We start from the raw sequence: 22,363 nt of genomic DNA, 5'->3' as shown, positions 1-22,363 counted from the left end.
CGGGGCCCCTCAGCCGCCGCCGAACATTTCCAGGATGCGCTTCTTCTCTGCCTCGACGTCGGCGGGCGATTGCGTGCTTTCGTCCGGCTTGCCAGGCCACGGATCGCCCAGGCCAACCGAAGCCACGCCGGCGCCGCCCGCGTTTTCCTCGAAGGTCCAGTCGCCGCCCACCATGACCACGCCTTCCGGAGCCTGGCGTTCGGGGAGCTCTGGTACGCCCTTGAGCATCTTGCCCATGTAGCCCACCCAGATCGGCAGCGCGAGGCCACCGCCGGTCTCACGCACACCCAGGCTCTTGGGCTGGTCGTAGCCCATCCAGGCGATGGCCACCAGCTTGGGCGTGTAGCCGGCGAACCAGGCGTCGACGGCGTCGTTGGTGGTGCCGGTCTTGCCGGCCAGGTCGTTGCGGCCCAGGCGTTGCTTGGCGCTGTTGGCCGTGCCGCTGCGCACTACCTCACGCAGCATGGTGTCGGCGATAAAGGCGGTGCGGGCATCCAGTACGCGTACCGCATCCGCGCCGGCGCGCTGGGGCTTGGTTTCGGAGATCACGTTGCCGCGCGCATCGACCACCTTCTGGATCAGGTAGGGATTGACGCGGTAGCCGCCGTTGGCAAAGACCGAGTAGGCGCCAGCCATCTGCAGCGGCGTGACGCTGCCAGCGCCCAGCGCCATCGGCAGGTAAGCCGGGTGCTTGTCGGCGTCAAAGCCAAAGCGCGTGATGTAGTCCTGGGCGTACTGGGTGCCGATGGCGCGCAGGATGCGCACCGACACCAGGTTCTTGGACTTGGCCAGCGCGCGGCGCATGGTCATCGGGCCTTCGAACTTGCCGTCGTAGTTCTTCGGCTCCCAGACTTGGCCACCGTTATCGCTGATCGACAGCGGCGCGTCATTGATCACCGTGGCAGGGGAGAATCCCTTTTCCAGTGCCGCGGAGTAGATGAACGGCTTGAAGCTGGAGCCGGGCTGGCGCCAGGCCTGCGTCACGTGGTTGAACTTGTTGCGGTTGAAATCGAAACCGCCAACCATCGAGCGGATCTCGCCGTCTTCCGGATTGAGCGAGATAAATGCGGCGGATACTTCCGGCAACTGCGTGACCGTCCACGCGCCTTTCTCGTCCTGTGTCACGCGGATGATCGCGCCCGGCCGGATCTTGGCCTTGGGTTGCGCATTGGCCGCCAGCGACGGCGCGATGAAGCGCAGCGCCTGGCCTTCGATGGTGGCGACTTCGCCGGACAGCAGCGTGGCGGTGACCTGCTTGGCCGTCACGCTGGTGACCACGGCCGAGCGCAGGTCGTCGCTGCCCGGGTGCTCCAGCAGTGCGTCGTCGATGGCCTGCTCGCGCTCGTCCGCGCCGGCGGGCAGGTCGATAAAGGCCTCGGGGCCGCGGTAGCCGTGGCGGCGCTCGTAATTCATGATGCCAGAGCGCACCGCCTCATAGGCGGCGTCCTGGTCGGGCTTGTTCAGCGTGGTGTAGACGGTCAGGCCGCGGGTGTAGGTTTCCTCGCGGTATTGCGCGTACATCAACTGGCGCACGATCTCGGCCACGTACTCGGCGTGGGTGGAGAACTCATTGCCCTCGCCGCGCACCTTCAGTTCCTCGTGGATGGCCTGGTCGTATTGCTCGGGCGTGAGGTAGCGCAGGTCGCGCATGCGCTGCAGGATGTACTCTTGGCGCACCTTGGCGCGCTTGGGGTTGACCACCGGGTTGTAGGCCGACGGCGCTTTGGGCAGGCCGGCCAGCATGGCGGCCTCGGCCGGCGTCACGTCCTTGATCGACTTGCCGAAATACACCCGGGCCGCGCTGGCAAAGCCATAGGCGCGCTGCCCCAGGTAGATCTGGTTCATGTACAGCTCGAGGATCTGGTCCTTGGACAGGTTGGCCTCGATCTTGTACGCCAGCAGCATTTCATACAGCTTGCGGGTGTACGTCTTTTCGCTGGAGAGGAAGAAGTTGCGCGCCACCTGCATGGTGATGGTGGAGGCGCCCTGCGACAGGCCGCCGCGCAGGTTGGCCAGCCCAGCGCGCAGCACGCCGACGAAGTCGACGCCGCCGTGTTCGTAGAAGCGATCGTCCTCGATGGCCAGCACGGCCTTCTTCATCACGTCCGGTATTTCCGTAATCGGCACGAAATTGCGCCGTTCCTCGCCGAACTCACCAATGAGCACGTTGTCGGCCGTGTAGATCCGCAATGGGATCTTCGGGCGGTAATCCGTGATGGTGTCGAGCGATGGCAGGTTGGGCGCGGCCACCAGCAGCGCGTATCCCACCAGCAGTGCCACCGCCACGATCCCGGCCACCAGCAGGCCCAGGGCCCAAAAGGTTAGCCGCATCCAGATCGGACGTCGGGCAGGTAGGGACGGCTTCTGTTGTGCTGTGGCCATAAGGGAAATACCTAGTTAGAGGTGCCGGGATTATATCTCCCGGGATACTCCGCTCCCGGCGCGTTGTGGCGCGCAAGCCGCTATCGCGCTGTTACAAGATGTAATGGGATTGAGATCTGCATGAAACGAAAAGATGGGCGAGGTGGGTAGGGCGAGGGGCACCGTGGGATTTTGGCAACGCTTTGTGAGGGGTGTTGATGAAAAGCAATCGTGGTCAAACCGGCACATTGCCAGCGCCCCGTTTTTTGGTGAGAATCCACCAACTAAAAGAGCAAAACGTTTCATCCAAGAAACAATACAGACTCGCCAAATTAGAGCAACCAAGCCAAGGCGAGTTCAACGGTCAGGGGGTCACCTTGCGGCGAGGTATCTTGTCGGGGTTGTTGCGCCGTACGACGGTCGGCGTTGACATCGGGTCGTCCAGCGTTAAGGTAGTCGAGCTGTCCGTGGGCAGTGGCAAGAACGACTATCGGCTGGAAAAATGTGCCAGCGAACTGCTGGACCGTAATGCCGTTGCCGATGGCAACGTGGTCAATATCGAAGCCGTTGGCATCGCTCTCAAGCGCGCCCTCGGCAAAGCCGGCATCCGCACCAAGGAGGTGGTGCTCGGCGTGCCTTCGATGCTGACCGAATCGCAGACCGTCAGCCTGCCGGACAACCTGTCCGAGGACGAGCTTTACGTCCAGGTGGAATCCGAGGCGCATCGCCTCTATCCGCCATCGCAGGCCGTCAATTTCGACTTTGCCGTGATCGGCCCCAGCGAAACCGAGGGCGGCATCGGCGTGCGCGTTACCGCGGCAAACAGCGACCGTGTGCAGGAGCGCGTGACCGCTGCCGAAATGGCCGGACTCAAGCCGCTTGTGATGGACGTTGAGGAATACGCGGTGCAGCGCTCCGTGGTGCAGATGCTGGGCGTGTCCGCCGACATCAGCGCCACCGACGCCAAGGAGCTGCCCGTGGTGGCCGTGATCCACCTTGGTGGCAGCCGCTCCAAGGCGATCTTCTACCAAGGCTGGAAAGAGCTCTACGAGCAGCCGCTCAACAGCTACGGCGACCAGCTCACCCAGAGCGCGGCGCGCATGTTTACGCTGGACGCGCTCAAGGCCGAGATCAAGAAGCGCAAGAATACGCTGCCCGAAGCCTGGCGCACCCAGTTGCTCAAGCCCTCCCTGGAGGCGCTGGCGGTGGAGGTGCAAGGCGCCGTGCGCAACTTCCTGTCAGCTTCGAGCATCGGCCGGGTCGACGAGATCCTGCTCTCCGGCGGCCATGCTTCGCTGGTCGGCGTGCAAGCCGCGATCGAGCAGCAAACCGAGATCACCACCACGCTGGCCAACCCCTTTGCCAACATGATGACAGCCGTCAAGGTCAACGAGCGCTATCTGCAGCGCGACCTGCCGGCCTACATCGTGAGCGCCGGGCTTGCGCTGCGCGGCCTGCAGTAAGCCAGCGAGGGAAGCCGCATGTCTATCAATTCGATCCCGACAGTTAATCTGCTGCCTTACCACGAAGCCCGCAGGGCCTCGCGGCGCAAGAGGGTCTACGCCCTGCTGGGCGGCGCGGCCGGCGCCGGCGCGCTGGTGGTGTTGCTGGGCGGCATGTACATCGATCACCGCGTCGATGCCGTGTCCAGCCTGAACCAGGTGCTCCTCGCAGAGAACAACCGCATGGACGGGCAGATCCGCGAGGTCAATACGCTGCGCAAGGATATTGAAGGGCTGCTGCAGCGGCAGAAGGCCATCGAGGGCCTGCAGAACGAGCGCAACCGTCCCGTGCAGCTGCTGGAGGAACTGGTGCGCCAGGTGCCCGAAGGCGTGTACCTGACCACCCTCAAGCAGACCGGCGACGCCTTTACCGTGACCGGCATCGCGCAGTCGAACGAGCGTGTGTCGGAGTTGCTGCGCAACCTTAGCCAGGTGCAGTGGCTGGACAAGGCCGAGCTGGGCGAATCCAAGGCCGTGATGATGACCAACAACCTGCGCGAGCAGCGGCGCCTGTTCGATTTCTCCATGCGCTTTGCCTACCGTGCGCCGGAAGCGCCGGAGGACGGCAAGAAGGGCAAGGCCGGCCTCGCCGGCGCGAGTGCGCCAGCAGGCGGAAAGGGCTGACCATGGCACTCAATAGCGAAATCTCGCTCGCCACGCTGAACGATCTCACCGCGCAGTTCCGTGGCCTGAACCTCAATGAGCCGGAAACCTGGCCGGCCGCCCCGCGCGTGCTGTTCGCGGTGCTGGCTGCGGTGCTGGTGCTGCTGCTGGGCTGGCAGTTCTACTGGAGCGGCAAGCTCGAGGATCTCGATCGCCGGCATGCCGAGCAGGACACCCTGAAGCAGTCCTACTTGAGTAAGGTGGCGCAGGTGGCCAACCTGGATGCGCTGCGCAAGCAAAAGGCGGAAGTGGAGCAGCGCGTGGCACTGGTCGAGCGCCAGTTGCCCAACAAGACCGAGATGGACGCGCTGCTGGCCGATGTCAATCACGCTGGCGTGGCGCGCGGCCTGCAGTTCGAGTTGTTCAAGCCGCAAGCCGCCGTGATCAAGCCTTACTTTGCCGAGATCCCGGTCAACCTGAAGGTCACCGGCCGCTACCACGACGTGGCCCAGTTCAACGCCGATGTTGCTGCGCTCTCGCGCATCGTCTCGATGCAGGGGCTGCAGTTCACCACCGGCAAGGATGGCGGGCTGACGATGGAAGCCACGGCCATGGCCTACCGCGCGCTGGACCCTGACGAACAGGCGGCGCAGCGCAAGGCGGAAGCCGCGGCGGCCAAGACGGCCGCGGGAGCAAAGAAATGATGCCAGCGATCCAGGCTTCGCGCCTGCGTGCCTGCGCTTGCGCGCTGATCGGCGCCGCGCTGTTGGCAGCCTGCGGGGGCAGCGAGGAAGACGGCCTGCGCCAGTGGATGGCGCAAGCCCAGGCTGCCAAGGCGCCGCCGCCGGCGCCGCTGCCCGAGCCCAAGCCCTACGTGCCGCGCGACTACGCGGGCCGCAGCGCGCCCGAGCCCTTTGCCCAGAACAAGATCGGCGACCTGAACCGGGTCCTGTCCGAGTCGCCGGAATCCGGCCGCCGGCGCGAGCCGCTGGAGGATTTCCCACTGGAGAACTTCAAGATGCTGGGCGCCATGAAGAAGAGCGGCGAGACCTACGGCGTCGTGCAGGTAGATAACAAGATCCACCACGTCAAGGTGGGGCAGTATCTCGGCCAGAACTACGGCCGGGTGGTCCGCATCAACGATCAGGAGATCGTGTTGCGCGAATTGGTCCGGGAAGGGGTAGCCGAGTGGAAAGAGAAAATGACCAGCCTGAAGCTGGAGGGGTCGGCATGATCATGGGTCGCTGGTACCGGGCGCTTGCGGGCGCCGCAATGATGACGCTGGTATTGGCCGCGCCGGCGGCACTGGCGCAACCGACGCCGGGCAACGCCATCAAGCGCGTCGATGCCACCACGGTGGGCGAGCAGACCGTATTCACGGTCGAGATGCAGGGGCCGCCGGCGCAAAAGCCGGCCGACTTCACCACGCAGAATCCGCCCAAGCTCGCCATCGACTTTCTCGATACCGGCTTCGCGGCCGGGCGGGCGCAATATGACTTCGGCGGCAAGCTGCTCAAGAGCGCCAATGTGGTCCAGATCGGCGATCGCACCCGTGTGATCCTCGACCTGACCCGCGTGGCCAGCTACCGCACCGAGGTGCGCGGCAACCTGTTCGTGGTGCTGCTCGACAATGTCGCCCCGACTGCCCGTGCGGCTGTGCCGACGTTCGCCCCCAGCTCGGCGCAGGCGCCGGCAGTGCCCGCGATGCGGCCGACCGTGCGCAATATCGATTTCCGCCGTGGCCAGGATGGCGCTGGCCGCATCGTGGTGGATCTTTCCTCGCGCGACTCCGGCATCAATATTGCGCAGCAGGGCCAGAACGTGGTGGTCGATTTCCTCAATACATCGCTGCCCGACGGCATGCGCAGGCGCTTTGACGTGACGGATTTCGGCACGCCGGTGCAGGGCATGCGCGCGAGCGACAACAACGGCAGCACCCGCCTGACCATCGAGCCGCGCGGCAACTGGGAGTACAGCTCCTACCAGACCGATACGCAGTTCGTGGTGGAGGTGCGCCCGGTCAAGGAAGATCCGGCCAAGCTGATCAGCGGGGCAGGCTTCCGTGGCGAGCGGCTCTCGCTGAACTTCCAGAACATCGACATCCGCTCGCTGCTGCAGGTGTTTGCCGATTTCACCAACCTCAACATCATCACCAGCGAAAGCGTGCAGGGCAACCTGACGCTGCGCCTGAAGGATGTGCCCTGGGACCAGGCGCTGCAGATCGTGCTCGATGCCAAGGGACTGGCCTCGCGCCGCAACGGCAATGTGCTGTGGGTGGCGCCCAAGGCCGAGCTGGCCACCAAGGAAAAGCTCGAGCTCGAATCACAGCAGCAGATCAATGACCTTGAGCCGATCCGCAGCCAGGTGTTCCAGCTCAACTACCAGCGTGCCGAAGACGTGCGGCGCATGCTGCTCGGGCTGGCCGCGGCGGGTACCACCGGCGGCGCGGGCGCGCTGGGCAGTGTCGCTCCGATTGGCGCGGTGGGCGGCCTGGCCGGCACGACGGGCAGCACCCGCATGCTGTCCAAGCGCGGTTCGCTGACGGCCGATCCCCGTACCAACCAGCTGTTCGTGTCCGATATCGCGACCAAGCTGGAAGAGGTGCAGGGCTTCCTCGGCAAGATCGACATCCCGGTGCGCCAGGTCATCATCGAGGCGCGCATCGTCGAGGCCAACGATACCTTCAGCCGCAACCTCGGCGTGAAGCTGGGCTTTGCCTCCAAGACGGCCGGCGCCGGCTACGGCAACACCTACACCAATGTGGTAAGCCCGGTGACTCAGAACGCCACCTGGGACAACGGCCCGGCGCTTAGCCTGCCGGCGGCGGCGATCAACGGGGTCAACCCGGGCTCGGTCGCGGTCAGCCTGTTCAACAACGCGGCCGGCCGTTTCCTGGCGCTCGAACTGTCCGCGCTGGAAGCGGACGGGCGGGGCAAGATCATCTCCAGCCCGCGCGTGGTCACCGCCAACAATATCAAGGCGCTGATCGAGCAAGGCACGGAGTTGCCCTACCAGGCCGCCACCTCCAGTGGCGCCACCTCGGTGCAGTTCCGCAAGGCCAACCTGAAGCTGGAAGTCACGCCGCAGATCACGCCGGAAGGCAATGTGCTGCTGGATGTCGACGTCAACAAGGACAGCGTGGGCATCCAGACTACCTCGGGTTTCGCCATCGACACCAAGCACGTGCAGACGCAGGTGCTGGTGGAGAACGGTGGCACGGTGGTGATTGGCGGCATCTATAGCCAGACCGAGTCCACCAATGTGAACAAGGTGCCACTGCTGGGGGATATCCCGATCCTCGGCAACCTGTTCAAGGACAACGCCAAGGTCAACAACCGGACCGAGCTGCTGGTGTTCCTGACACCGCGCGTGCTCAACGACAGCGTGTCACTGAAATAGCGCCCGCTCGAGCCGGATGCAGTAGACTGACAGGCCGCATCGTTCCGATGCGGCTTTTTTTATTGTCCAGGCGGGCTAGAGAGATTGGGCGAGGGTGCATGTGGCAGGCGCGCAAGGCGTGTCGCGAGGCGGGTTGCCTTGTGCCGATTGCGCCTCGCCACTTGCCCGGATCGTCCCAACATAAGAAGATGATGCAGTTTTCCACCGCGAGGGCCGGCCAGAGACCCGGCTCCCGCCCGACACGCCAGTGACAGTCACCCGCCCGAACCTTTTCTTTGTCGGCCTGATGGGTGCCGGCAAGACCACCGTCGGCCGCACCGTGGCCCGGCGCCTGAATTACCCGTTCTTCGATTCGGATCATGAACTCGAGGCGCGTTGCGGCGTGCGTATCCCGATCATCTTCGAGCACGAGGGCGAAGCGGGCTTTCGCGACCGCGAGGCGCAGGCGATCGACGAGCTGACCCAGCGCCGCGGCATCGTGCTGGCCACCGGCGGCGGCGCCGTGCTGCGCCCGGAGAATCGCGCGCACCTGAAGGCGCGCGGCACCGTGGTCTACCTGCGCGCCAGCCCGCACGACCTGTGGCTGCGCACCCGCCACGACCGCAATCGCCCGCTGCTGCAGACCGAAGACCCCAAGGGACGGCTGGAAACGCTCTATGGCGAGCGTGACCCGCTTTACCGCGAGGTGGCGGATTTCATCATCGAAACCGGCAAGCCTTCGGTAGCGCAGCTTGCTAATATGGTGTTGATGCAACTTGAAATGGCCGGTTTCACCGTTGCCGCCGAAGAGCCCGAAGGGGCCGACGGCGAGTGCGCGGACAACCTCCCGGCGCAGGACCAGAATCACAATGATCACCCTTGAAGTCAGCCTTGGGGAGCGCAGCTACCCCATCCATATCGGCACCGGCCTGCTCGACCAGACTGAGTTGTTCCGCCCCCATGTGCGTGGCCAGCATGCCGTCATCGTCACCAATGAGACCGTAGGGCCGCTGTACGCCGCCCGCGTCCAGGCTAGCCTGGCGGCGCTCGGCAAGACCGTGCGCACCGTGACCTTGCCCGACGGCGAAGCCTTCAAGCAGTGGGAAACACTCAACCTGATCTTCGACGCGCTGCTCAGCGCGGGCGCCGACCGCAAGACCACGCTGATCGCCCTGGGCGGCGGCGTGGTGGGCGACATGACCGGGTTCGCCGCTGCCTGCTACATGCGCGGCGTGCCGTTCGTGCAGGTGCCCACGACCCTGCTCTCGCAGGTGGATTCGTCGGTGGGCGGCAAGACCGGCATCAATCACCCGCTCGGCAAGAACATGATCGGCGCCTTCCACCAGCCCAATGCGGTGATTGCCGACATCGACACCCTGCGCACGCTGCCGGAGCGCGAACTCGCGGCGGGCCTGGCCGAGGTGATCAAGCACGGCGCCATGGCCGACGCCGGGTATTTCGGCTGGATCGAGCGCAATATCCGCGCGCTCAACGCCTGCGACCCGGACATCATGGCGCTGGCGGTCAAGCGCTCCTGCGAGATCAAGGCCGCGGTGGTGGCCCAGGACGAGCGCGAGGGCGGCCTGCGCGCCATGCTTAATTTTGGCCACACCTTCGGCCACGCGATCGAGGCTGGCATGGGCTACGGCGAGTGGCTGCACGGCGAGGCCGTAGGTTGCGGGATGGTGATGGCGGCGGACCTGTCGCACCGGCTCGGCTTCATCGACACCGAAACGCGCGCGCGCGTGGTGCACCTTATCCGCGCCGCCATGCTGCCGGTGGTCGCGCCGGAACTGGGCACCGACCGCTACATTGAACTGATGAAAGTGGACAAGAAGGCAGAAGCCGGCAGCATCAAGTTCATCCTGCTCAGGAAGCTGGGCGAAGCCTTCATCACCACTGTGCCAGACCCTGACCTGCGCGCTACCTTGCAGCACGCGGTGCTCAGGCCGCCTACCGAGGCGCCGGTCGCCTGACGTGATCGGTTGTGCCTTGCAACGCCAGCCGGGCGGCGCACCGCCACCCGGCCGCACGCCTGACCGGATTGCCGCATGACCGACCTCGAAAGCCATCTCGCTCCCTATGCCGCCCGCTCCGCGCAGACACTTGGGCGGGTGCATGCCGAACCGCCCTCGTCCTCGCGCACGGAATTCCAGCGCGACCGCGACCGCGTCATCCACAGCACGGCCTTCCGGCGGCTCGAGTACAAGACCCAGGTCTTCGTCAATCATGAAGGTGACCTGTTCCGCACCCGGCTCACCCATAGCCTGGAAGTGGCGCAGATCGCCCGCTCCATCGCCCGCAACCTGCGCCTGAACGAGGACCTGGTCGAAGCCATTTCGCTGGCGCACGATCTTGGCCACACGCCCTTCGGCCATGCCGGCCAGGATGCGCTGAACAACTGCATGAAGAACCACGGCGGCTTCGAGCACAACCTGCAGAGCCTGCTGGTGGTGGATGAGCTGGAGGAGCGCTATGGCGGCTTCAACGGGCTCAACCTGACGTTCGAGACCCGTGAGGGCGTGCTCAAGCATTGCTCGCGCGTCAATGCCTCTGCGCTTGGCGAACTGGGCCGGCGTTTTCTGGAGGGAACGCAGCCCTCGCTGGAGGCCCAGCTGGCCAACCTGGCCGACGAGATCGCCTACAACAACCACGATATCGACGACGGCCTGCGCTCGGGGCTGCTCACGCTTGAGCAGATGGACGAGGTGCCGATGTGGGGGCGCCACCGCGCCGAGGCGATGGCGGCATTTCCCGGTATCAACGGGCGGCGCGTGATCAACGAAACCGTGCGCCGGATGATCAACACGCTGATCGTCGACCTGATCGAAACCACCAGCCAGAACATTGCCGCCGCCAATCCGCGCAACATCGAGGCCGTGCGGGCTGCAGGCCCGCTGGTGGCCTTCAGCGCGCCGGTGCGCGAGGAAGCGGCGGCGCTCAAGCGTTTCCTGTTCCGCCATCTCTATCGCCATTACCTGGTGATGCGTATGTCCTCCAAGGCCCAGCGCATCATCACCGACCTGTTCGATGTCTTCATGGCGGATCCGCGCCTGCTGCCGCCGCAGTATCAGGCGGGGCAAGGCCGTGACCCGTCCCGGCTGATCTCGCACTACATCGCCGGCATGACCGACCGCTATGCGATCCGGGAGCACCGCCGCATTTTTGCTGTCGACGAAGGCAGTTAGGCCAGCGCGGCCAGCGGGAAAATTGGGGACGGATCAGGCTGCGGCTACGCTATCATCGGGCATCGCTTCCGTTTAAGCCATCCGAGCGGCAAGCACCTATCGCCGATTCCCTTCGCCCATCATGGCCCGACTTCCTCGTTTCTCCCCGGCTTCGCTGCCGGCACTGGTGTTGCAACGCGGCAACAATCGTCAGCCCGTCTTCCTTGGCACCGACGACTACCTCCACTACCTGGACTGCCTGCGCATGGCCGCGCGGGAGCACGACCTGGCGATCCACGCCTACGCCTTGCGGCCGAATCATGTTCACCTCGTGGCAACCCCCAGGCATGCCGATTCGCTCAGCCTCACCATGCAAGCGGTAGGGCGCCGCTACGCGCGCTATTTCAACCGGGTGGCGGACCGTACCGGCACGCTTTGGGATGGCCGCTTTCGCTCGGCGGTGTTCGATCCCGCTGCCTGGATGCTGCCAGCCATGCAGTACGTGGAGGGCAACGCCGTGCGTGCCGGCGAGGTGATTTCGGCCGAAGGGGATCGCTGGAGCAGCTATCGCCATCACGCCGGCATTGAGGCCAGCCCCTTTGTGAGCGATCACTCTGCGTACTGGGCGCTGGGCAATACGCCGTTCGAGCGCCAATCCAATTACCGTGCCGTCACCGCCGAGGGGCTGTCGTCGATGACCCTGGCCACGCTTCGCAGCCACGCGCATAGCGGCTGGCCTCTGGGTGACGCGGCCTTCCTTGCACAGCTGGAGCGACAGGGCGGGCGGCGCGTGCAGCCGTTGCCCAAGGGCCGCCCGGCGGGCCGGTCCGCAATGGACAGGGAGTCCGAGCCGGACGCGGTCTAGCCTCGGGGCGGGCCTGTGAAGCGCTGCGCGCTCGATCGCGGCGAGATCAATAATGCACATCCCGCGATGCACCATTCTTTATCTGTCCCCAAATAAAGACCATCCCCGTTGTGGTGCGAGGCTTATTATGATCTGACCCCATTTAAAAATTTTGCGGGACGCGTACGATTCTTTTATAGTTCCTCCACCCACATTCATTGTGCGGCGCGTCACGCCTGTGTACGCCGCTGCGGCCCCGCTGTCTCTCTGGTTCCCCGTCCCCGGTTTTCAACCGGCCCCGGTGGAAGAGTGCGGTCCCCGTTCCGGTCTGCCTTGCTGGCTCGCAGCCCTCACCGGAATCAAGCCCGTGGACCAATCGCAATCCCAATCAAAGCAAACGATGGCCCAAGCGCAGGCCGCAGAGTCTGCCGCCGCCGCGCACGCGCCTGCCTCGCGTCCGCAAGCCCAGGGCATGTACGACCCCGCCAATGAAAAAGACGCCTGCGGCGTCGGCATGGTTGCTCATATCAAGGGCAAGAAGAGCCACGAGATCGTCCAGCAAGGCCTGAAGATCCTGGAAAACCTGGATCACCGCGGCGCGGTCGGCGCCGATGCGCTGATGGGCGACGGTGCCGGTATCCTGATCCAGATCCCGGACCAGTTCTATCGCGAAGACATGGCCAAGCAGGGCGTGACCCTGCCGCCGTCCGGCGAGTACGGCGTGGGCATGATCTTCCTGCCGAAGGAGCACGCCTCCCGCCTGGCCTGCGAGCAAGAGCTCGAGCGCACCGTGCGCCTGGAAGGCCAGGTCGTGCTGGGCTGGCGCGATGTGCCGGTGGACGCCGCCATGCCGATGTCGCCGACGGTGCGCACCACCGAGCCGGTGATCCGCCAGATCTTCATTGGTCGCGGCCGCGACATCATGACCACGGACGCGCTGGAACGTAAGCTCTACGTGATCCGCAAGACCGCCAGCCACGCCATCCAGGCGCTCAAGCTCAAGCACGGCAAGGAATACTTCGTGCCGTCGATGTCGGCGCGCACGGTCGTGTACAAGGGCCTGCTGCTGGCAACGCAAGTCGGCGAGTACTACCTGGACCTGCAGGACCCGCGCGCCGTCTCGGCCCTGGCCCTGGTGCACCAGCGCTTCTCCACCAACACCTTCCCGGCCTGGGAACTGGCCCACCCGTACCGCATGGTCGCCCACAACGGCGAAATCAACACGGTCAAGGGCAACGTGAACTGGGTCAACGCACGGACCGGCGCGATCTCGTCGCCGGTGCTGGGCGACGACCTGCCCAAGCTGTGGCCGCTGATCTACCCCGGCCAGTCGGATACCGCATCGTTCGACAACTGCCTCGAACTGTTGACGATGGCGGGCTACCCGCTCGTCCACGCGATGATGATGATGATCCCGGAAGCCTGGGAACAGCACACCATGATGGACGACAACCGCCGTGCCTTCTACGAATACCACGCCGCCATGATGGAGCCGTGGGACGGCCCCGCCGCGATCTGCTTCACCGATGGCCGCCAGATCGGCGCCACGCTGGACCGTAACGGCCTGCGCCCGGCACGTTTCTACGTGACCGAGGACGACATCGTGGTGCTGGCTTCGGAAGCCGGCGTGCTGCCGTTCCCCGAGTCGCGCATCGTGCAGAAATGGCGCCTCCAGCCGGGCAAGATGTTCCTGATCGACATGGAGCAAGGCCGCATCATCGACGACAAGGAACTCAAGGACAACCTGGCCAACGCCAAGCCCTACAAGAGCTGGATCGACGCCGTGCGCATCAAGCTCGACGAGCTGGATGCCAAGCCCGAGGACGTGGCTGCCGAGAAGAAGCCGGACGCACGCCTGCTGGATCGCCAGCAAGCCTTCGGCTATACGCAGGAAGACGTCAAGTTCCTGATGGCGCCGATGGCGCTGGCCGGCGAGGAAGCCACCGGCTCGATGGGCAATGACAGCCCGCTGGCCGTGCTGTCGTCCAAGAACAAGACGCTGTACCACTACTTCAAGCAGCTGTTCGCCCAGGTCACCAACCCGCCGATCGACCCGATCCGCGAGAACATGGTGATGTCGCTGGTGTCCTTCATCGGACCCAAGCCCAACCTGCTCGAGCTGAACAACATCAACCCGCCGATGCGCCTCGAAGTGTCCCAGCCCGTGCTGGACTTCAAGGACATCGCCAAGATCCGCAATATCGAGCACTACACCGGCGGTAAGTTCCGTTCGTATGAACTGAACATCTGCTACCCGCAGGCATGGGGCAAGGAAGGCATCGAAGCCCGCCTGGCCTCGCTGTGCGCGGAAGCCGTGGATGCCGTGCGCTCGGGCTACAACATCCTGATCGTGTCGGACCGCCGCGTCGATGCGGAGCACGTGGCCATCCCCGCGCTGCTGGCAACGTCCGCCATCCACCACCACCTGGTGGACAAGGGCCTGCGTACCTCGGCCGGCCTGGTGGTGGAAACCGGCACGGCGCGCGAGGTGCATCACTTCGCGCTGCTGGCCGGCTACGGCGCCGAAGCCGTGCACCCGTACCTGGCGATGGAAACGCTGGCCGACATGGCACAAGGCCTGTCCGGCGACCTGTCGCCCGAGAAGGCGGTCAAGAACTTCGTCAAGGCGATCGGCAAGGGCCTGCAGAAGGTGATGTCCAAGATGGGCATCTCCACCTACATGTCGTACACCGGTGCGCAGATCTTCGAAGCCATTGGCTTGTCGCGCGAGCTGGTGCAGAAGTACTTCCATGGCACCGCAACGAATGTCGAAGGCATCGGCATCTTCGAGGTGGCCGAGGAAGCGCTGCGCCTGCACCAGGACGCCTTTGGCGACAACCCGGTGCTGGACACCATGCTGGAGACCGGCGGCGAGTATGCTTACCGCGTTCGCGGCGAAGCGCATATGTGGACCCCGGACTCGGTGGCCAAGCTGCAGCACGCCGTGCGCGCCGACGACGGCAAGGGCGCGTACCAGACGTACAAGGAATACGCCAACATCATCAACGACCAGAGCCGCCGTCACATGACGCTGCGCGGCCTGTTCGAGTTCAAGGTCGATCCGACCCGCGCCATTGCGCTGGAAGAAGTGGAACCGGCCAAGGAGATCGTCAAGCGCTTTGCCACCGGCGCCATGTCGCTGGGCTCGATTTCCACCGAAGCCCACGCCACGCTGGCCGTCGCGATGAACCGCATCGGCGGCAAGTCCAACACCGGTGAAGGCGGCGAGGACGCGAACCGCTACCGCAACGAGCTGCGCGGCATCCCCATCAAGCAAGGCGACACGCTGCAGGGCCTGCTGGGTACCGAAGCCGTGGTGCGCGACCAGGAACTGCAGGCTGGCGACTCGCTGCGCTCGAAGATCAAGCAGGTGGCCTCGGGCCGTTTCGGCGTGACCGCCGAATACCTGGCGTCCGCCGACCAGATCCAGATCAAGATGGCACAGGGCGCCAAGCCCGGCGAAGGTGGCCAGCTGCCCGGCCACAAGGTCTCGGACTACATCGGCAAGCTGCGTTACTCGGTGCCGGGTGTGGGCCTGATCTCGCCGCCTCCACACCATGACATCTACTCGATCGAAGATCTGGCGCAGCTGATCCACGACCTGAAGAACGTCAATCCGGCCTCCGATATCTCGGTCAAGCTCGTGTCCGAAGTGGGCGTGGGCACCGTGGCCGCGGGCGTGGCCAAGGCCAAGGCCGATCACGTGGTGATCGCCGGCCATGACGGCGGCACCGGCGCATCGCCGCTGTCGTCGATCAAGCACGCCGGCACGCCGTGGGAGCTGGGCCTGGCCGAGACGCAGCAGACGCTGATGCTCAACGGCTTGCGCAACCGTATCCGCGTGCAGGCCGACGGCCAGATGAAGACCGGCCGCGACGTCGTCATCGGCGCGCTGCTGGGCGCCGACGAGTTCGGCTTCGCTACCGCACCGCTGGTGGCCGAAGGCTGCATCATGATGCGCAAGTGCCACCTGAACACCTGCCCGGTGGGCGTGGCGACGCAGGATCCGGCGCTGCGCGCGAAATTCCAGGGCAAGCCAGAGCACGTGGTGAACTTCTTCTTCTTCATCGCCGAAGAAGCCCGCGAGATCATGGCGCAACTGGGCATCCGCACGTTCGACGAGCTGATCGGCCGCGCCGATCTGCTCGACACCAAGCCCGGCATCGAGCACTGGAAGGCGCGCGGCCTTGATTTCACCCGCGTGTTCTACCAGGCACCGTTCCCCGCCGAGGTGCCGCGCTTCCATACCGACGTGCAGGACCACGGCCTGTCGCTGGAAGCCGGCAAGGCGCTAGACCACGTGCTGATCGCCAAGGCTCGCCTGGCCATCGACAAGGGTGAGCGCGTGTCGTTCATCCAGCCGGTGAAGAACGTCAACCGTACCGTCGGTGCGATGCTCTCGGGCGTGGTGGCCAAGCAGTACGGCCATGAAGGCCTGCCTGACGACACCATCCACATCCAGTTGCAAGGCACCGCCGGCCAGTCCTTCGGCGCGTTCCTGGCGCACGGCGTCACGCTGGACCTGGTGGGCGACGGCAACGACTACGTGGGTAAGGGCCTGTCCGGCGGACGCGTGATCGTGCGCGCTCCGCATGAGTTCCGCGGCGACCCGACACGCAACATCATCGTGGGCAACACCGTGCTGTACGGCGCGATTGCCGGTGAAGCCTTCTTCAACGGCGTGGCAGGCGAGCGCTTCGCGGTGCGCAACTCCGGCGCGGCCGCGGTGGTGGAAGGCACGGGCGACCATGGCTGCGAGTACATGACCGGCGGCACCGTGGTGGTGCTGGGCGGCACCGGGCGCAATTTCGCGGCCGGCATGTCGGGCGGCATGGCCTATGTCTATGACGAGGACGGCCTGTTCGACAAGCGCTGCAACACCTCGATGGTGGCACTGGAAACGGTGCTGGCCGCGGCAGACCAGGAGAAGGGCCAGTCGCCCGCTTCCTGGCACAAGATGGGCGGCCAGCGCCAGCTTGACGAAATCATCCTCAAGGGCTTGATCGAGCAGCATTTCCGCTTCACGGGCTCAGAGCGCGCCAAGGCATTGCTGGCCGACTGGACCACGGCACGCCGCAAGTTCGTCAAGGTCTTCCCGACCGAGTACAAGCGCGCACTGGGCGAGATGTACGCCAAGGAGCAGGAAGCGAAAGACAGCGACCGGGAAGCCATCGCCGCCTGAGCCCCAAGGGCAGGGCAGGGCAGCGAGCCCGACCAAGCATGAGCGCTGTCGCGGATTCGCGCCGGCCTCACAAGATACTGACCTCACAGCGGGGCCGGCGCATGCGCCGGTGCCGCTCAGCATGACCAAGGACGCAACATGGGTAAGGCGACTGGCTTTCTCGAATTTCCGCGCCAGAACGAAGGTTACGAGCCCGTAACCAAGCGCGTGAAGCACTATAAGGAATTCGTATTCGCGCTGTCCGACAGCGAAGCGAAGATCCAGGGCGCGCGCTGCATGGACTGCGGCATCCCGTTCTGCAACAACGGCTGCCCGGTCAACAACATCATCCCCGACTTCAACGACCTGGTGTATCGCCAGGACTGGAAGTCGGCGATCGAGGTGCTGCACCAGACCAACAACTTTCCCGAGTTCACGGGCCGCATCTGCCCGGCACCGTGCGAAGCTGCCTGCACGCTGGGCATCAACGAAGCACCGGTCGGCATCAAGTCGATCGAGCACGCCATCATCGACAAGGCCTGGGAAGAAGGCTGGGTTGCCCCGCAGCCGCCCAAGCACAAGACCGGCAAGACCGTTGCCGTGGTTGGCTCCGGCCCTGCCGGCATGGCCGTCGCCCAGCAACTGGCGCGCGCCGGCCATGATGTGACCGTGTTCGAGAAGAACGACCGCATCGGTGGCCTGCTGCGCTATGGCATCCCCGACTTCAAGCTTGAAAAGTGGCTGATCGACCGCCGCATGGAACAGATGCAGGCCGAAGGCGTGACCTTCCGTGCCGGCGTGATGGTGACCGACGGCGAACTGCCGGCCGGCATCAAGAACTATGCGCGTGAGACCATCTCGGCGCAGGCCCTGCAGGACCAGTTCGACGCTGTGGTGCTGGCGGGTGGCTCGGAAGTGCCGCGCGACCTGCCGGTCCCGGGGCGCGATCTCGACGGTATCCATTACGCGCTGGAATTCCTGATCCCGCAGAACAAGGAAGTGGCCGGCGACGAGCCCAACGCGCTGCGCGCCGATGGCAAGCACGTGATCGTGATCGGTGGCGGCGATACCGGCTCCGACTGCGTGGGTACGTCGAACCGCCACGGCGCGGAATCGATCATTCAGTTCGAGCTGCTGCCGCAGCCGCCGGAAGAAGAGAACAAGGCGCTGGTGTGGCCGTACTGGCCGATCAAGCTGCGCACCTCGTCCTCGCACGACGAAGGCTGCAACCGCGACTGGTCGGTCGCCACCAAGGAGTTCATTGGAGAGAACGGCAAAATCACCGCGCTCAAGGCCTGCCGCGTCGAATGGAAGGACGGCAAGATGCAGGAAGTGCCGGACAGCGAGTTCATCCTCAAGGCGGATCTCGTGCTGCTGGCCATGGGCTTCACCAACCCGGTGGGCTCGCTGCTCTCCGCTTTTGGCGTGGATACCGATGCGCGCAAGAACGCCCGTGCCAGCACCGAAGGCGATCGTGCGTATCACACCAACGTGCCCAAGGTGTTCGCCGCTGGCGACGTGCGCCGCGGCCAGTCGCTGGTGGTGTGGGCGATCCGCGAAGGCCGCCAGGCCGCGCGTTCGGTCGATGCCTTCCTGATGGGGCATTCCGAGCTGCCGCGCTGATCTGCGCCATGGCTTTGCTGATGCCGTGACGCGTTGCTCGCGCCACAAGACCCGCCCCGCGCAAGCCGGGCGGGTTTTTTCATGGGTGCGCTCAGCCTGGCTGCAGCGTACGGCCCATCAGCACGGCATCGTCGCCGTAAGCCGACAGTTTGGCGGACACGGCAGCGCTGGGAGGCGTCAGATTCTCGTACCCGAGTCTGCGCCACCATGCCGCAGCCGATTGCACGGCGACCAGCCGCGACGAGCGCAATCCGGCAGCGAGCGCGGCCGCGCGGGCCGCGGCGTAGAGCGTTGGCGCCAGGCCGCGGCCCTGGCCCGCGGGTGCTACCGCCATATCGTGCACGAACCAGGTCAGGGTGCTGGCCGGCTTACCATCGCGTTCCCAATGCCGCTCCAGTACCTCGTCGAGTGCCGGCAGGCTGTCCTGGGGCCACATGTGGGTAAACAGATAGGCTGCCAGCTCGCCGTCCCGGCCGGCGGCCACCCAGCAAGTGGCGGGCGACAGCGCCAGGCGGCTGCCGAGGGCTGCGGCGGACTCGAGCAGCATGCCGCGATAGCACTGGGCCTGGATTTCCAGCACGGCGGGCAGGTCGGTGGCCAGCATGGGCCGAGGAGTGTATTCACGCATGACGGGCGATTATAGGCGGCGTCGAAGCACAGGCGCCGTGGATGCCCGGAGATCCGCGCCCAGCCATGCTCACAGGGTTGTCCCGGCTATGGTTAACGTGGTCTGTGCGGTTTTGGGCATTCTTCGTAGAATGACCTGACAATTAAAACAAAGAAAATAAAGACTGCCTCGCTAATCCCTTTTCAGCCGATCAAGACGCCACGGCGATGCCAGTGGCCCGGAGGAATTGATGTCCGAAGTGCGCATTGTTTCGCGGCTTTGGCGAGGTAAGGCGAAGTTGCTTCACCCCGCTGCCATGCCGGCTTGTCTGCAGTTGTTTCTGCACGCCTGGCATCCGCTGTTCCTTGCTGCCCTGCTGCTTGCCGCGAGCGGGCCCGGCCTGGCCCGGCCGGCCTCCGTGCCGGCTACCCCGGCGCCGGCAGCGTTTGCGCGCCCGATATCGTTTCCCGTCCGCCCCATTCGCCTGATCGTGCCTTTTCCGGCCGGCAGCGTGCCGGATGCCGTGGCGCGCCTGCTGGCCGAGCGCCTGACGGTACGCCTCGGCGTGCCGGTCGACGTCGACAACCGGCCCGGTGCGGGCGGCACCACGGCGGGAGACGTGGTGGCCAAGGCCAGTTCCGACGGGCATACCCTGCTGTTCCACCAGGCCACCATGCTGATCCAGCCGGGCCTGGAGCCGGTGCCTTATGACGTAGTGCGCGACTTCACGCCTGTAGCGCGGGTCGCGACCATGCCGCTGTTCCTGGTGATCGATGCGCGCCTGCCGATGCGCACGCCGCAGCAATGGCTCGCTGCGGTCAATGCCAGTCCGGGATCCTACAGCTACGGTTCCGGCCAGGCCGGCAGCCCCTCGCACCTTTATGCCCAATACGCTGTGCATGGTGTGCCGAACGGGGTGCCGCTGGTTACGGCCAAGGGCGAGGCGGCGGTGGTGCAGGAGATGCTGGCCGGGCGCGTCAGCGCTTGCTTCTGCGCGTTTGCTTCCGTGCAGGCCCAGGTCAAGAGCGGCAATTTGCGCCTGCTCGGCGTGACTGGTGTGGCGCGTTCGCAACTGGCGCCCACGGTGCCCACGCTGCAGGAGTCGGGGGTGGATGGCTATGGCGCGGGAGCCTGGTACGGCGTCATTGCCCCGGCCAAGACCCCGCATGCCATCGTGGCGCGGATCGCCAGCGAGCTGGATGGCGTCATGGGTGAGCGCGAGGTGCGGGATCGCCTGCTGGCGGCGGGCCTGACGCCGTTGCGCGATTCGCCGGAAGCCTTTGCGACGGCGATCCGGTCGGAGTCGATCCAGTGGCAGGTCATCTTGCGGCAAACTGGCGGGCCCACTGAACCCTAAGCTTCGCCTTTTGGCAGAGATGACCGAAGTCCGCAACTCAAATGTGATGAAACAATTATTTGCGTTGAGTGGATGTGGATTGCGCCACACTGCCTCGGGCAGCGCTAGGTAGTAGCCCTTATAATGGCGGACTGCCTAACACGGTGCCAACGTGACCGATTCCGCCTCAAACCTCGTCGAGCTCAAATCTGTCGATTTCGCCTATGCGGCGGGCGGCAAGCCAATCCTGTCGGGCCTTAGCATGCGCTTCCCGCGTGGCAAGGTGGTGGCCGTCATGGGCGGCTCCGGCTGCGGAAAGACCACCGTGATGCGCCTGATCGGCGGCCAGGTCAGGCCGCAGAGCGGCCAGGTGCTCTTCAACGGCGCCAATATCCCGACCCTGGACCGCAATGACCTGTACGCAGTGCGGCGGCAGATGGGCATGCTGTTCCAGTTTGGTGCGTTGTTCACCGATCTCTCCGTGTTCGACAACGTTGCCTTCCCGTTGCGCGAACATACCGACTTGCCCGAGTCGATGATCCGCGACCTGGTGCTGATGAAGCTCAACGCCGTCGGCCTGCGCGGCGCGCGCGAGCTGATGCCGTCGGAGATCTCCGGCGGCATGGCGCGCCGGGTGGCACTGGCCCGTGCGATCGCGCTCGATCCAGCCCTGCTGATGTATGACGAGCCTTTTGCCGGCCTCGACCCGATCTCGCTGGGCCTGACCGCGCGACTGATCCGCAGCCTGAACGACGCGCTGGGGGCCACTACCATCATCGTGTCGCATGACGTCAACGAGACCTTTCTCATCGCCGACTACGTCTATTTCATTGCCAATGGCCGCATTGCCGCCGAAGGCGAGCCCGAGGCCCTGCGTGCCTCGACGGATCCCTTCGTGCACCAGTTCGTCCATGCCGAGCCTGACGGCCCGGTCCCGTTCCATTATCCGGGGCCGTCGCTGGCCGAGGACTTCGTGAGCGGGGCGGGACGATGATGGGATTTTTCACGAGCATCGGCTCCGCGGTGCGGCAGTCGGTCAGCGGCCTGGGTCATGCCACGCGCATGTTTTTCACGGTACTGGCGATGTCTCCGGCGCTGCTGCGCCGCTTCCGGCTGGTGAGCGACCAGATTTTCTTTGTCGGCAACCTGTCGCTGGTGATCATTGCGGTCTCAGGCCTGTTTGTCGGCTTCGTGCTGGGTTTGCAGGGTTATTACACGCTAAATCGCTACGGCTCCGAGCAGGCGCTAGGGCTGCTGGTGGCGCTGTCGCTGGTGCGCGAGCTGGGCCCGGTGGTGACGGCGCTGCTGTTCGCCGGCCGCGCCGGCACGTCACTGACCGCCGAGATCGGCCTGATGAAGGCGGGTGAGCAACTCACCGCCATGGAAATGATGGCGGTCAATCCGCTACAGCGCGTGATCGCGCCGCGCTTCTGGGCTGGCGTGGTTGCCATGCCGGTGCTGGCGGCAATTTTCAGCGCCGTTGGCATCCTTGGTGGCTATGTGGTCGGGGTGCAGATGATCGGCGTGGACGCGGGCGCGTTCTGGTCGCAGATGCAAAACGGGGTGGATGTTCGCAATGACGTGCTCAATGGCGTCATAAAGAGCTTCATTTTTGGCGTCGCGGTGACGTTTATAGCGTTGTACCAGGGCTATCAGGCCAAGCCGACGCCGGAAGGCGTATCGCATGCCACCACGCGCACCGTGGTGATTGCCTCGCTGGCGGTGCTGGCGCTGGATTTCCTGCTGACTGCGCTGATGTTCAGCTGACTTGGCCGGTGCGG

At 65.1% G+C, this 22,363-nt stretch carries 16 protein-coding genes; 14 read left to right on the top strand and 2 right to left on the bottom strand.

The window, feature by feature from the left end; translation table 11 throughout:
• Nucleotides 1-9: 9 nt before the first annotated feature.
• A complete protein-coding gene (locus AC1RQC_RS30745; protein WP_492373450.1) occupies nt 10-2,382 on the bottom strand; it encodes a penicillin-binding protein 1A in 2,373 nt (790 codons plus the stop codon).
• Between the two features lie 371 nt (nt 2,383-2,753).
• On the opposite strand from AC1RQC_RS30745, the gene pilM reads away from it, so the two are divergent.
• The 11 genes from pilM to AC1RQC_RS30690 all read left to right on the top strand — a co-directional run bounded on the left by pilM (nt 2,754) and on the right by AC1RQC_RS30690 (nt 18,639).
• Complete coding sequence (pilM, locus tag AC1RQC_RS30740) at nt 2,754-3,824, top strand: type IV pilus assembly protein PilM (protein ID WP_492373451.1); 1,071 nt, start codon at nt 2,754-2,756, stop codon at nt 3,822-3,824.
• An 18-nt stretch (nt 3,825-3,842) separates the two neighbouring features.
• Nucleotides 3,843-4,487, top strand: coding sequence for a PilN domain-containing protein (locus AC1RQC_RS30735; RefSeq protein WP_492885570.1), 645 nt, complete (start codon nt 3,843-3,845; stop codon nt 4,485-4,487).
• A gap of 2 nt (nt 4,488-4,489) precedes the next feature.
• Entirely contained in the window at nt 4,490-5,170 is a 681-nt protein-coding gene (locus AC1RQC_RS30730) for a type IV pilus inner membrane component PilO (protein WP_183034191.1), read from the top strand.
• Nucleotides 5,170-5,700, top strand: coding sequence for a pilus assembly protein PilP (locus tag AC1RQC_RS30725; protein WP_236702062.1), 531 nt, complete (start codon nt 5,170-5,172; stop codon nt 5,698-5,700). Before AC1RQC_RS30730 ends, AC1RQC_RS30725 begins: the two co-directional genes overlap by 1 nt.
• Nucleotides 5,697-7,865 (top strand): type IV pilus secretin PilQ, encoded by a 2,169-nt coding sequence (locus AC1RQC_RS30720; protein ID WP_492811593.1) that lies wholly within the window; start codon nt 5,697-5,699, stop codon nt 7,863-7,865. Before AC1RQC_RS30725 ends, AC1RQC_RS30720 begins: the two co-directional genes overlap by 4 nt.
• 247 nt (nt 7,866-8,112) lie before the next feature.
• A complete protein-coding gene (locus AC1RQC_RS30715; protein ID WP_043350282.1) occupies nt 8,113-8,727 on the top strand; it encodes a shikimate kinase in 615 nt (204 codons plus the stop codon).
• On the top strand, nt 8,714-9,820 hold the full coding sequence (gene aroB / locus AC1RQC_RS30710; RefSeq protein WP_150985724.1) for a 3-dehydroquinate synthase: 1,107 nt from the start codon (nt 8,714-8,716) through the stop codon (nt 9,818-9,820). The genes AC1RQC_RS30715 and aroB overlap by 14 nt, the downstream gene beginning before the upstream one ends.
• A gap of 75 nt (nt 9,821-9,895) precedes the next feature.
• On the top strand, nt 9,896-11,032 hold the full coding sequence (locus tag AC1RQC_RS30705) for a deoxyguanosinetriphosphate triphosphohydrolase (RefSeq protein WP_492373455.1): 1,137 nt from the start codon (nt 9,896-9,898) through the stop codon (nt 11,030-11,032).
• Between the two features lie 121 nt (nt 11,033-11,153).
• The gene (locus tag AC1RQC_RS30700) at nt 11,154-11,876 is read left to right on the top strand and encodes a transposase (RefSeq protein WP_492373456.1); all 723 of its coding nucleotides are present in this window, start codon (nt 11,154-11,156) and stop codon (nt 11,874-11,876) included.
• 379 nt (nt 11,877-12,255) lie between these two features.
• Entirely contained in the window at nt 12,256-17,037 is a 4,782-nt protein-coding gene (locus AC1RQC_RS30695; RefSeq protein ID WP_492885567.1) for a glutamate synthase-related protein, read from the top strand.
• A 138-nt stretch (nt 17,038-17,175) separates the two neighbouring features.
• Entirely contained in the window at nt 17,176-18,639 is a 1,464-nt protein-coding gene (locus AC1RQC_RS30690) for a glutamate synthase subunit beta (RefSeq protein ID WP_441637855.1), read from the top strand.
• A 91-nt stretch (nt 18,640-18,730) separates the two neighbouring features.
• Here the strand turns inward: AC1RQC_RS30690 and AC1RQC_RS30685 are convergent, their stop codons facing one another.
• On the bottom strand, nt 18,731-19,267 hold the full coding sequence (locus AC1RQC_RS30685) for a GNAT family N-acetyltransferase (RefSeq protein ID WP_492373458.1): 537 nt from the start codon (nt 19,265-19,267) through the stop codon (nt 18,731-18,733).
• 295 nt (nt 19,268-19,562) lie between these two features.
• On the opposite strand from AC1RQC_RS30685, the gene AC1RQC_RS30680 reads away from it, so the two are divergent.
• From AC1RQC_RS30680 to mlaE, 3 genes are all read left to right on the top strand, one after another.
• The gene (locus AC1RQC_RS30680; RefSeq protein WP_492373485.1) at nt 19,563-20,603 is read left to right on the top strand and encodes a tripartite tricarboxylate transporter substrate binding protein; all 1,041 of its coding nucleotides are present in this window, start codon (nt 19,563-19,565) and stop codon (nt 20,601-20,603) included.
• A gap of 151 nt (nt 20,604-20,754) precedes the next feature.
• A complete protein-coding gene (locus tag AC1RQC_RS30675) occupies nt 20,755-21,576 on the top strand; it encodes an ABC transporter ATP-binding protein (protein ID WP_492373459.1) in 822 nt (273 codons plus the stop codon).
• Complete coding sequence (gene mlaE, locus AC1RQC_RS30670; RefSeq protein WP_492373460.1) at nt 21,573-22,349, top strand: lipid asymmetry maintenance ABC transporter permease subunit MlaE; 777 nt, start codon at nt 21,573-21,575, stop codon at nt 22,347-22,349. Before AC1RQC_RS30675 ends, mlaE begins: the two co-directional genes overlap by 4 nt.
• Nucleotides 22,350-22,363 lie beyond the last annotated feature (14 nt).

The sequence above is a fragment of the Cupriavidus sp. GW822-FHT03E04 genome, assembly GCF_058801495.1.
The sequence above is the reverse complement of the archived record's forward strand: the minus strand, read 5'-3'. Positions and strand labels throughout refer to the sequence as shown.